Here is an 11,994-nt window from a genome sequence, read left to right as displayed (position 1 = left end):
GACCCGGGATCGTTGCCTGGGGGTCGGCATCCCGGTAGTAGTGGACACCCTGCACCAGGGAAGCAGCGCAGTTACCCACGCCGACAATGGCAACACGAATCGGATTTGAAGACACGGAACTCCTTTGAGAACAAACTTCAGTGCCCTGCGCGTCGGTACCCTGTTGTACGACGGCGGCTGACGGACACAGCGCCACGCGGCGCCCTAACAGTCTAACCAACTGCGCCGGGGCCGGCTTTGTTCCCGCCGGCCCCGGGCAGTTCATTACATTTGCGTGAGCGTCACACCTTCTGCGCCCAGAGATTGATGTCAGACTCGACGGCGAACTCGTCGATCGCGGTGAGCTCCTCCGAGCTGAACTCCAGGTTGCTGATCGCCGAGAGGCTGTCTTCAAGCTGTTTGACGCTGGACGCTCCGACCAGTGCCGAGGTGACCGGCGTGCCCCTCTGCTGGTCGCGGAGAATCCAGGCGATGGCCATCTGGGCCAGGGTCTGGCCGCGGCCCGAAGCAATCCGGTTCAGCCCGCGGACCCGGTCCAGCTTGTCCTCGGTAATGGCCGATTCGGACAGGAACCGGTCCTTGGCCGCACGGGAATCCGCCGGTATGCCGTGGAGGTAGCGGTCGGTCAGCATGCCCTGGGCGAGCGGCGAGAAGGCGATGGAGCCGGCGCCCACCTGCTCAAGTGCCTCGTACAGGTTGGGGCTGCCGTCCTCGGTCCACCGGTTCAGCATGGAGTAGCTGGGCTGGTGGATGAGCAGCGGAGTGCCGAGTTCTTTGAGGATGCGCGCGGCCTCCAGCGTCTGTTCCGGGGTGTAGGAGGAGATGCCCGCGTAGAGGGCCTTGCCGGAGCGCACGGCGTGGTCCAGGGCGCCCATGGTTTCCTCCATCGGCGTCTCGGGATCCGGGCGGTGGCTGTAGAAAATGTCCACATAGTCCAGGCCCATGCGCTGGAGCGACTGGTCCAGGCTGGAGAGCAGGTACTTGCGTGAGCCCCACTCACCGTAGGGGCCGGGCCACATGTAGTAGCCGGCCTTGGTGGAGATGACCAGCTCGTCGCGGTAGGGCTTGAAGTCGTCCTGCAGGTGCCTGCCGAAGTTGGTTTCCGCCGATCCGTCCGGCGGGCCGTAGTTGTTGGCGAGGTCGAAGTGGTTCACGCCGAGGTCGAAGGCACGGCGCAGGATGGCGCGCTGCTCGTCAAAGCGCTTGTCGTCACCGAAGTTGTGCCAGAGCCCCAGCGAGACGGCGGGAAGCTTCAGGCCGCTGCGTCCGACGCGGCGGTACGGCATGGTTTCGTAGCGGTTGTCCGCTGCCAAATAAGTCATACGATCCATCCTGCCAGTTGTGACGCAGGCTACAGCCCGCAAGTCCGTTGTTACGCCGCGGGCTGACAGAATCAGCCCGCGGCGCACGATAAGGCCGCCTGTGTCAGTCGCTAAGGACGACGGCGCTCAGCGCCGGCAGCTCCACCTTGCCCCCGTCGACGCGGACGGCATCATCGGTGGCCAGCAGTACGCTCGCTCCCGGCCGGTCCAGGGTGACGGCCTGATCGCCGAAGTTCAGCAGGACCTGAACCGCTCCGCGCCGGTACCGCAGCCAGCGGGCGTCGTCGTCGAACTCCACTGCTGTGTCTTCGAAGCCCAACTTGGTGAGATCCGGACTCGAGCGCCGCACCGCAATCAGGGAGCGGTACAGCTCTAGCAGCCTGGCGTGCTCCCCGTCTGACGCTTCCGCCCAGTTCAGTTTGGAGCGGGTGAAGGTTTCCGGATCCTGCGGATCGGGCACGACGGCGGGGTCCCACCCCATGCGCTCGAACTCCTTGATCCGGCCCTCGGCCGTGGCTTTGCCAAGCTCCGGCTCCGGATGGGAGGTGAAGAACTGCCAGGGCGTGGTTGCCCCGTACTCCTCGCCCATGAACAGCATGGGCGTGAACGGCCCGGTCAGGGTCAGCACCGCGGCCAGGGCAAGGCTGCCGTACGGGAGTGTCTGGGACAGCCGGTCGCCGGTGGCCCTGTTGCCGATCTGGTCATGGTTCTGTGAGCAAACCACCAGTGCGGACGGAAGGACGGCGCTGAAGTCGATGGGCCTGCCGTGGTGGCGTTCCCGGAAGCTGGAGTAGCTGCCGTCGTGGAAGAACCCGTCCTGCAGCACCTTGGCCAGCGCCCCGAGCGAATCGAAGTCGCTGTAGTAGCCGGTGGTTTCCCCGCTGACGTTGACGTGGACGGCGTGGTGGAAGTCATCGCTCCACTGGCCGGCCAGCCCGTAGCCGTTGGCGTCCCGGGGGTACAGCAGGCGCGGGTTGTTGAGGTCGGATTCGGCGATGAGGGTCAGCGGACGCCCGGCCTCGGCCGACAGTTCGTCGGCCAGTGCACCGAAGTCCTCCAGGATGTGGACGGCCCGCTCATCCTTGAGGGCGTGCACGGCGTCCAGGCGGAGGCCATCCACCCGGTAGTCGCGCAGCCACATGGTGAGGTTGTCCAGGATGTACTTGCGCACGTGGTCCGATCCCGGACCGTCAAGATTGACCGAGTCACCCCATGTGTTGCCCTCGCCGTGCTTGAGGTACGGCCCGAATCTGGGCAGGTAGTTCCCGCTCGGGCCGAGGTGGTTGTAGACCACGTCCTGGATGACGCCGATGCCCGCGGCGTGGGCGGCGTCCACGAACCGCTGGTAGGCGGCCGGTCCACCGTAGCCCTCGTGGACGGCGAACCACTGCACGCCGTCGTAACCCCAGTTGTGGGTGCCATTGAAGGCATTCACCGGCAGCAGTTCCACAAAGTCGATGCCCAGCCCGGCGAGGTAGTCCAGATTCCCGGCGGCGGCGTCGAGCGTCCCTTCCGGCGTGAACGTTCCCAGGTGCAGTTCGTAGATCACGGCACCCTGGAGCTCCCGGCCCTGCCACGCGGCTTCCTGCCAGCTGTGGGCACTGGGGTCGAAAGTGCGGGAAAGGGCGTGGACGCCGTCGGGCTGGCGGCGGGTCCGGGGGTCGGGCAGCGGCGTTTCGTCGCCGTCGAGCAGGTACCCGTAGTCCACGTCGGCGCCGGTCGGTGCGTCCGGGGCCGTCCACCAGCCCTGGTCCGCCGGCGCGTTGCCGGGCCGGCGGCTCATCGGGTAGCGCTCCCCTCCGGCCAGCAGCGTGACGGCGCCCGCCTCCGGCGCCCAGACGTCGAACCTTTCTGCTCCCCGCACGGGTTTGGCGGCTTGGTGGGGCTGTGCTGCAACGTTGGTCTGTGTCATGGCTTTGCTCCTGTCTCGGGAACCAGCAATGCCACCGGGTAGGTCCGGAAGACCTCCGAAAGCGCCGCCGGGCCCGGTCCGTAGCTGGTACCGGTCAGTTCGTCCTTCATAGCCGTTTCAAGTTCGACGGCGGTGTCCCGCCAGCCGCCCGACTGTTCCAGTCCGTAGGGAAGCCGGGTTGCCAGGGTGAGTGCTCCCGGGCCTGCAGCCCCGCCGGCTCCGCGGCCGAACGCCAGCAGGTGGGAGGTAGCTGGACCGCTGGCCTGCAACGGACGGTAACCGGCGAAGAGCTCCGGCCGTTCGCGGCGCAGCCGCAGGGCACGGGACGTCACCAGCAGCTTGGCCCGCTCGTCGAGGAATGATTCCGGACGGGATCCGGCATCCAGCTGTTCCAGGGCCTGCTTGCGGTCCTCGAAACTGAACGGGCGGCGGTTATCGGGGTCCGTCAGTGAACGGTCCCAGAACTCGGTTCCCTGATACACGTCGGGTACCCCCGGCATGGTCAGCTGCACGAGCTTTGCCGAGAGTGAGTTCGATGCCCCGTGCGGTTCCAGCAGCGCCACGAGGGCTTCCAGTTCCGTGCGGACCTCCGGGTTGTCGAAGGCGGAGTCTACGGCGGCCGCCAGTTTCTTCTCGAACGCCGGATCGGGATCAGTCCAGTTGGTCGAGTTCCCGGCTTCGCGTGCGGCCTTGAGGGCGTACGACTGGAGGCGTTCCCGGTCGGCGGGCCACGCGCCGGCGACGGCCTGCCAGAGCAGGACGGAGAGCGGCCCGTCAGGCAGCGGCGCCAGGGCGCTCAGCCTGTCGAGTGCCTTTTCCCATTCAGGCGCCACCTCGGAGATGACCGAGATCCGGGCCCGGGTGTCCTCGCTCCGTTTGGTGTCGTGGGTGCTGAGCGTGGTCATGGACAGCGGAAGCTCCGCCTGGCGGCGGGCCATCCGGGCATGGAACTCCTCCGGTTCGAGCGCGAACTCGGTGGGGTCGGCGCCCACCTCCGTGAGGGTTCCCAAGCGGTTGTACCGGAAGAACGCGGTGTCCTCCACGCCCTTGGCCATCACCATTCCGGAGGTCTGCTGGAAGCGGCGCGAGAGCTCCAGGTCGGTTTCCAGCAGCAGCGGATGCAGAACCTCAATGGCCTGGTCCAGCTCCGGGCGCCACCGGGCTGCCAGTTCGCAGGCTTCCTTCAGGACTTCCGCACCCTCGGGCAGGTACGTGCGGTAAACCGGGAAGGCGGCGATGATTTCCGCGATGGCATCCGCTGCCGCCTCCTGCGGGATTCCGGCGTCGCCAGGCACCAGCCTGGCGAGCCGCAGGATCTCCGAGTGGAGGATGCCGTCGGTGATCCGCCGCTTGGTGCCGCGGATCATGGCCTGGTAATCCGCAGCTTCGCCGCCGCGGAGCTGTGCGTCGAGCCGGTCCAGCGCTTCGCGTCCCTGCGGATCGACGAAGATCCGGTCGACGTCGGCGAGGGCGTCGTAGCCGGTGGTGCCTTCGCACTCGAAACCGGCAGGCAGCTGCTCTCCCGGCTCCAGGATCTTTTCGATGAGCAGGTACGCTCCCCCGGTGGCTCCGCGGAGCCGTTCGAGGTATCCCTCCGGATCGGCGAGGCCGTCCGGGTGGTCGATCCGCAGTCCGTCCGCAAGACCCTCATTGAACCAGCGCACCACTTCTTCATGTGCCTCGTCAAAGACGGACGGCACCTCGACGCGAATGCCGGCCAGCGTGTTTACCGCGAAAAACCGACGGTAGTTCAGCTCATTGTCTGCACGGCGCCAGCCGATGAGTTCGTAGTGCTGCCGGCCATGGACGTCCCTCGGCGAGTCGCCCTCGGCATAGCTGCCCTCGGCCAGCGGGAAGCGGTGGTCGTAGTACCGCAGCTCGCCGTCCTTGATCTCGAGCTGGTCCAGATCGTCATCGCTGCCCAAGACGGGGATACGGATTCGGCCCCCGGCCAGGTCCCAGTCGACGTCGAACGCCTCGGCATAGCGGGACCCGCGGCCCTCCTTGAGCAGCGACCACCACCAGGGGTTCTGCACCGGCGAGGCCACGCCCACATGGTTGGGCACGATGTCGATCAGTACACCCATTCCCGCAGCGCGGGCTGCCTTCGAAACCGCCGCTAGCCCCTCCGGGCCGCCGCGCTCCGGATCCACCACGGAGGGATCCGTGACGTCATAGCCGTGGTCGGAACCGCTCTCCGCCTTCAGGATGGGCGACAGGTAGACCCAGTCCACGCCGAGCGACTTCAGGTAAGGCACCGTTTCGGCGGCATCAAACAGCGTGAACCCCTCCCGGATCTGCAGCCGGTAGGTGGAGACGGGCGTCCTCATGAGCGCGTCCCGCCCTGCTTGCCCGCCGGCTTGCGGCTCCGCTTGGTTGCCGGCTTCTGTACAGGAGCCTCCGCCGGCTTCTGTTCAGGATCTGCCGGCTTCTGTTCAGGAGTCTCCTCAACAGGGGTCTCTTCCGGCTCCTCAACAGGAGTCTCTTCCGGCTCGGCCCAGGCTTTCTTCGTCTTCTTCGGCTCCGGAAAGGTAGGTGCCGTGAGCGCCGCAGTCTCGGTCGTCGCCGTCTGCGTCAGCGCCGCAAGGGAGGCGGCCACCGAGTGGTCCGGTTCCTCCTCCGGCGCACTGTGGGCACGCAGCACCACGAGCGATTTCGCTGCGACGTTGAGCTTGCCGCCAGCCTGCACGGGTTCGGAATCGGCACCCGCGCCGGCGGTGTCGATGATGACGTCCCAGGCCGGGGCGTATTCATCCGACGGGAGCTTGAACACGACGTCGCCATCGTGCGCGTTGAAGTACAGCACGAAGTTGACATCCGTGATGCGGCGCCCGCGGTTGTCCTTGCCCTGGATGCCGTCACCGTTGAGGAATACGCCTACGGACCGGCCGAACCCGCTGTCCCAGTCCTCCGGCTGCATGGTGTTGCCGTCCGGGTCCAGCCATTCGATGTCCGGCAGACGTTCGCCTTCACCGCGCCGGACGGGCCGGCCATCGAAGAACCGGCTGCGCCTGAACGTGGGGTGCTTGGCCCTCAGCGAGTTTACGGCGGCCGTGAACTCGATCAGCGGCTGGTCCACGTTGTCCCAGTTGATCCAGGTCAGTTCGGAGTCCTGGCAGTAGCCGTTGTTGTTTCCGCGCTGGGTGCGGCCCAGTTCGTCGCCGTGCAGGAGCATGGGCACGCCCTGCGAGAGCAGCAGCGAGGCGATGAAGTTCCGCTGCTGCCGGGCGCGCAGTCCCAGCACCTTCGCGTCCTCCGTGGGCCCTTCGGCTCCGCAGTTCCAGGACCGGTTGTGCGATTCGCCGTCGTTGTTGCCTTCGCCGTTGGCGTCGTTGTGCTTCTCGTTGTAGGAGACCAGGTCCGCGAGGGTGAAGCCGTCGTGGGCGGTGACGAAGTTGATGGACGCAACCGGGCGGCGGCCGGAGTGCTCGTAGAGGTCTGCGGATCCGGTGATGCGCGAGGCGAATTCGCCCAAGGTGGCTGGCTCGCCGCGCCAGAAGTCACGGACGGTGTCGCGGTACTTTCCGTTCCATTCCGTCCACTGCGGCGGGAAGTTGCCCACCTGGTAGCCGCCGGGGCCAACGTCCCACGGTTCCGCGATGAGCTTCACCTGCGAGACAACGGGGTCCTGCTGGATGAGTTCGAAGAAGGTGGACAGCTTGTCGACGTCGTAGAACTCGCGGGCCAGCGTGGACGCGAGGTCGAAGCGGAACCCGTCCACGTGCATCTCGGTCACCCAGTAACGCAGGGAGTCCATGAGCAGCTGCAGGGAGTGCGGCTGGCGGACGTTCAGCGAGTTGCCGGTGCCGGTGTAGTCCATGTAGTGCTTTTCATCGCCGTCCATCAGACGGTAATAAGCGGCGTTGTCGATGCCCTTGAAGGACAGCGTGGGCCCGAGGTGGTTGCCCTCTGCCGTGTGGTTGTACACCACGTCGAGGATGACTTCGATGCCGGCGCGGTGGAGCGAGCGGACCATGGCCTTGAAGTCCTGAACCTGCTGGCCGGTGTCGCCGGTGGAGCTGTAGCTGTTGTGCGGGGCGAAGAACCCGATGGTGTTGTAGCCCCAGTAGTTGTTCAGCCCCTTGTCCTCAAGGATGCCGTCGTTGACGAACTGGTGCACCGGCATGAGCTCGATGGCGGTGATGCCGAGCTTCTGCAGGTGGGAGATGACCGAGGGGTGGGCCACGCCGGCGTAGGTGCCGCGCTGCTCCTCGGGGATCTCGGGGTGGAGCTGCGTGAGGCCCTTGACATGGGCTTCGTAGATCACGGACTGGTGGTACGGGATCCGCGGGAGGTGGTCGCCGTCCCAGTCGAAGAACGGGTTGATGACCACGCCCATCATCATGTGGGGCGCCGAGTCCTTGTCATTGCGGGAGTCGGGGTCGCCCATGTTGTACGAGAACAGGGCGGGATCCCAATCGATCTGGCCGTGCACTGCCTTGGCGTACGGGTCCAGGAGGAGCTTGTTCGGGTTGAAGCGGTTGCCTGAGTCCGGGTCATAAGGGCCGTGGACGCGGAAGCCGTACTTCTGGCCGGGCTGGACCTGGGGCAGGTAGCAGTGCCACACATACCCGTCCACTTCCCCGACCTCTACGCGGGTTTCAGTGCCGTCCTCCTCGAAGAGGCACAGCTCGACTTTCTCTGCCCTTTCGCTGAACAATGCGAAGTTGGTTCCGGTTCCGTCGAAGGTGGCGCCAAGGGGGTACGCCGTTCCGGGCCAGATTTCCATTCGTGCTCCTATTACGTTGTCCAACACTTGTGTCCGGCCGGTATGTCGTGCGTCACCGCCGGGAACTAGGTCTTACCGTAGCCGGTAGGTGTGACTATTACGATTACCGGCCGGCTGATTACTAAGCGTGCTTACTTTATCCCAGATTTCGGGTAGGGCGTCGGCAATACGTCCCGCGGTCAGTGGCGCGCCGTCCGATGCGGCGTTTCCGGCGCGGCCGTGCAGGCTGGCCCCCATGGCGGCGATCGCCGCCCACCGCTCGTCCGGGTCGATGCCAAGTTCCCTGAAACGGCCGACGTCGGACCCCACCTGGGCGAGCAGCGCACCGATAACCCCGGCCAGCACGTCGCCGCTGCCGGCCGTTGCCAGCCACGGCGTACCGTCGGCCTGGCTGTAGAAGTCCTGGTACGGCGATGCCACCAGCGTCGTGGCGCCTTTGAGCAGCACGGTGGCCTCGGTGAGACCTGCAGCCTGGCGGGCCGCTGCGAGGGTCGAGGCCTCCACGGCGGCGCGGTCCAGGCCGGCTCCGAGGCGCGTCAGCAGCGTTGCCAGCTCGCCGGCGTGCGGGGTGAGCACCACCTGCGGCGCGAGGACATCAGGCAGTGCCGGCAGCGCGCCGGCGTCCGCCACGGTAGGCAGGCCTGAATCCGCGGCGTCACGGACCCGCTGCATCTGCTCGTCATCCGAGCCGTCCATGCCTGAACCCACGAGCCACGCCTGGACGTGGGTTTCGGCCACGGTCCCGGAGCTGCACACCACCTCGGGGCAGGTGTGCCGGATGAGGTCGGCAACGTCGGGCGGGCCGACATACCGCACCATGCCGGCCCCGGCAGCGAGGGCCCCGCGGCAGGCGAGCACGGCGGCGCCCGGATACGCCGGGGACCCGGCAACCACCCCGAGGACGCCCCGGGAATACTTGTGTGAGCGGCGACCGGGTTTGGGCAGGAGCGCGGCCAGATCGGAAGCTTCCAGGCGCCGCAGCGCCGGCCAGGGAAGCCCTTCCTCGATCCCGATCGGAATCACACGGACAGTCCCGGCAAAGTCGGCGCCCGGGTCCGCCAGCAGGCCGGCCTTGGCCCCGCCGAACGTGACGGTGAGATCGGCCGGGAGCACCGGTTCCGCCGCTTCCCCGGTATCGGGGTTCACGCCGCTCGGCACGTCGCAGGCCACCACCAGGCCATGCGGACCGGCGGCAAGCAGAGCTACGAGCCCGGCGGCGGCTCCGCGGAGCCCGCCCTGCGCGCCGGTTCCCAGCAGGGCGTCAATCACGACGTCGGCCCTGCCGGTTTCCGCTGCCAGCTCGCCGAGGTTGGCGTCGGTCAGGTGCCGGACCCGGCCACCGGCCCGCTCAAAGGCCGCGAGCGCTTCGGGATGGGCGCTGCCCGAGGCGAGGACCGCCGTCGTCCGCATGCCCCGTCCGGCAAGGCGCGCGGCCGCGAACAGGCCGTCGCCGCCGTTGTTCCCCTTGCCGGCCAACACCACAACGCTGGAACCGTAGAGCCGACGGCCCCCGGAGCGAAGCTCCCCAATGACCGCATTGGCAAGGCCGTGGGCTGCCCGCTGCATGAGAACAGCGCCCATACCTGAATCCAGTAAAGGCTTTTCAGCCTCTCGTATCTGGGTTCCGGTATAGGCGCTGATCATTCAGTCCGATCCGTTCGGTATCAGCCCTCGGCCAGGACGGTGGCGGTGGCGATGCCGCCGTCGTGGCTCATGGACAGGTGCCAGCGCTTGACGCCCTTGGCCTCCGCCACGGCCAGCACGGTGCCCTTGACCTGGATCGTTGGGCCGTTCTGGTCCAGCCCGATCCAGCAGTCCTGCCAGTTCATGCCGGCCGGGGCCCCAAGGACCTTGGCCACGGCTTCCTTGGCGGCAAACCTCGCAGCCAGGGAGCGGGTGTTCAGCTCGCGCTCGGCCGGAACGAACAGCCGGTCGCGCAGCCCGGGGGTGCGCTCCAGCTGACGGCCGAAGCGCTCAATGTCCACGACGTCTACGCCGATGCCAACAATCATGGGCTTACTCTACGGTGACGCTCTTGGCCAGGTTGCGTGGCTGGTCCACGTCGTATCCCTTGGCCGTGGCGAGTTCGAGGGCGAAGATCTGCAGCGGCACGGTGGCCAGCAGGGGCGCCAGGAGGGTGGGGGTCTCCGGGATGTAGAAGACGTGCTCGGCGTAAGCCTTCACAGCCTCGTCGCCTTCCTCGGCGATGACGATGGTCTTCGCGCCGCGGGCCCGGACTTCCTGGATGTTCGAGACCACCTTGGAGTGCAGCGAGTCGCGCCCGCGCGGGGACGGGACCACCACGAACACCGGCTGGCCTTCCTCGATCAGCGCGATCGGGCCGTGCTTGAGCTCGCCGGCGGCGAAACCCTCGGCGTGGATGTAGGCGAGCTCCTTGAGCTTGAGCGCGCCTTCCATGGCCACCGGGAACCCGACGTGCCGGCCCAGGAACAGCACGGACTTCGCATCCGCCATGGACCGCCCGAGTTCCTTGATCTGGCCCTCGTTGTCCAGGATCCGCTGGATCTTGGCCGGGATCTTGCCCAGGTCCGCCAGGATGTCCTTGATCTCGCCCTGGAACTTGTTCCCGCGCAGCTGTGCCAAATACAGGCCCAGCAGGTAGGCGGCTGTGATCTGGGCCAGGAACGCCTTCGTGGACGCCACCGCGATCTCCGGCCCGGCGTGCGTGTACAGCACGGCGTCGGACTCACGCGGGATCGTGGAACCGTTGGTGTTGCAGATCGACAGGGTCTTCGCGCCCTGTTCCTTCGCGTACCGGACCGCCATCAGCGTGTCCATGGTCTCCCCGGACTGGGAGATCGACACGATCAGGGTGTTCGCGTCCACGATCGGGTCGCGGTAGCGGAACTCATGGGAGAGCTCCACCTCGGTGGGGATCCGGCACCAGTGCTCGATCGCGTACTTCGCGACCTGCCCGGCGTACGCGGACGTGCCGCAGGCCAGGACGATGATCTTGTCCACGCTCTTGAGCAGCGCCGGGTCGATCCGCAGCTCATCCAGCGTCAGCTTCCCGTGAATGTCCGACCGTCCCAGCAGGGTCTGGGCCACGGCGTCGGGCTGGTCATGGATTTCCTTCTCCATGAAGGACGGGAAGCCGCCCTTTTCCGCCGATTCCGGGTCCCAGTCCACGTGGTATTCCTTGCCCTCCGCGGGGGCGCCGAAGAAGTCGGTGATCACCACGGAATCCGCGGTGATCGTCACGATCTGGTCCTGGCCGAGCTCCACCGCGCGGCGGGTGTAGTCGATGAACCCGGACACGTCCGAGCCCAGGAAGTTCTCGCCCTCGCCCAGGCCAACCACGAGCGGTGAGTTGCGGCGGGCCGCGACCACCACATCGGGCTGGTCCGCGTGCACCGCCAGCAGCGTGAACGCACCATCAAGGCGCTGGCAGGCCAGCTCCATGGCCTTGGTCAGGCCGCCGTCGGAGACGTCGCCGCCGAGCTTGTTGCGGAAGATGTCGCCCAGCAGCGCCGCGGCCACCTCGGTGTCGGTCTCGGAAGCGAACTCCACACCCTTGGCCACGAGCTCAAGCTTGAGCTCGGCGAAGTTTTCAATGATGCCGTTGTGGATCAGCGCCAGCTTCCCGCCATCAGACAGGTGCGGGTGGGCGTTCTGATCCGTAGGCCCGCCGTGCGTGGCCCAGCGCGTGTGGCCGATACCGGTCAACGACTCCGGCAGAGGCCGCGCCTCCAGTTCAGCGAGCAGATTGCTCAGCTTCCCGGACTTCTTCCGCGAGAAAATCTCCCCGCCGGCAACCACGGCGACACCCGCCGAGTCATAGCCCCGGTACTCCAGGCGGCGCAGACCCTCAAGAACAACATCCAGCGCAGTGTGCCCGGCATCAGCCCGGCCCGACGTACGCCCTACATAACCCACGATTCCACACATGGGTATAAGCCTAACCGGCTTTGGGGAGACCGGACGTCGGACAACCTCCGCCGCAGCATGCCGGAAGGCCGCCAAACGGCCGCCGGCAAAGCACGCGTGAGGCCCCAACCGGCCCGTCATCA

At 66.9% G+C, this 11,994-nt stretch carries 7 protein-coding genes and 1 pseudogene; all 8 read right to left on the bottom strand.

Going from position 1 to position 11,994, the window contains the following annotated elements; translation table 11 throughout:
* Positions 1 to 196: pseudogene (locus LQ144_RS08660) on the bottom strand (inositol-3-phosphate synthase); the annotation flags it as partial.
* A gap of 85 nt (positions 197 to 281) precedes the next feature.
* Complete coding sequence (gene mgrA, locus LQ144_RS08655) at positions 282 to 1,322, bottom strand: L-glyceraldehyde 3-phosphate reductase (protein WP_230118151.1); 1,041 nt, start codon at positions 1,320 to 1,322, stop codon at positions 282 to 284.
* A gap of 103 nt (positions 1,323 to 1,425) precedes the next feature.
* Positions 1,426 to 3,234, bottom strand: coding sequence for a malto-oligosyltrehalose trehalohydrolase (gene treZ / locus LQ144_RS08650; protein WP_230118150.1), 1,809 nt, complete (start codon positions 3,232 to 3,234; stop codon positions 1,426 to 1,428).
* Positions 3,231 to 5,564 (bottom strand): malto-oligosyltrehalose synthase, encoded by a 2,334-nt coding sequence (gene treY / locus LQ144_RS08645; protein WP_230118149.1) that lies wholly within the window; start codon positions 5,562 to 5,564, stop codon positions 3,231 to 3,233. Before treY ends, treZ begins: the two co-directional genes overlap by 4 nt.
* Complete coding sequence (gene glgX / locus LQ144_RS08640) at positions 5,561 to 7,963, bottom strand: glycogen debranching protein GlgX (protein WP_230118148.1); 2,403 nt, start codon at positions 7,961 to 7,963, stop codon at positions 5,561 to 5,563. Before glgX ends, treY begins: the two co-directional genes overlap by 4 nt.
* Before the next feature lie 72 nt (positions 7,964 to 8,035).
* Entirely contained in the window at positions 8,036 to 9,607 is a 1,572-nt protein-coding gene (locus LQ144_RS08635) for an NAD(P)H-hydrate epimerase (RefSeq protein WP_230118147.1), read from the bottom strand.
* 20 nt (positions 9,608 to 9,627) lie between these two features.
* Complete coding sequence (locus LQ144_RS08630; protein WP_018776647.1) at positions 9,628 to 9,975, bottom strand: holo-ACP synthase; 348 nt, start codon at positions 9,973 to 9,975, stop codon at positions 9,628 to 9,630.
* A 4-nt stretch (positions 9,976 to 9,979) separates the two neighbouring features.
* The gene (gene glmS, locus LQ144_RS08625; protein WP_230118146.1) at positions 9,980 to 11,872 is read right to left on the bottom strand and encodes a glutamine--fructose-6-phosphate transaminase (isomerizing); all 1,893 of its coding nucleotides are present in this window, start codon (positions 11,870 to 11,872) and stop codon (positions 9,980 to 9,982) included.
* Between the last annotated feature and the right edge of the window lie 122 nt (positions 11,873 to 11,994).

The organism is Arthrobacter sp. Bi83 (assembly GCF_918698095.1).
GTDB lineage: Bacteria > Actinomycetota > Actinomycetes > Actinomycetales > Micrococcaceae > Arthrobacter.
This window is presented reverse-complemented; position numbering and strand designations above follow the sequence as displayed.

Coding starts and splice junctions, on each gene's coding strand:
- mgrA (WP_230118151.1), bottom strand. CDS start 1,322: ATGACTTATTTGGCAGCGGACAACCGCTACGAAACCATGCCGTACCGC.
- treZ (WP_230118150.1), bottom strand. CDS start 3,234: ATGACACAGACCAACGTTGCAGCACAGCCCCACCAAGCCGCCAAACCC.
- treY (WP_230118149.1), bottom strand. CDS start 5,564: ATGAGGACGCCCGTCTCCACCTACCGGCTGCAGATCCGGGAGGGGTTC.
- glgX (WP_230118148.1), bottom strand. CDS start 7,963: ATGGAAATCTGGCCCGGAACGGCGTACCCCCTTGGCGCCACCTTCGAC.
- LQ144_RS08635 (WP_230118147.1), bottom strand. CDS start 9,607: ATGATCAGCGCCTATACCGGAACCCAGATACGAGAGGCTGAAAAGCCT.
- LQ144_RS08630 (WP_018776647.1), bottom strand. CDS start 9,975: ATGATTGTTGGCATCGGCGTAGACGTCGTGGACATTGAGCGCTTCGGC.
- glmS (WP_230118146.1), bottom strand. CDS start 11,872: ATGTGTGGAATCGTGGGTTATGTAGGGCGTACGTCGGGCCGGGCTGAT.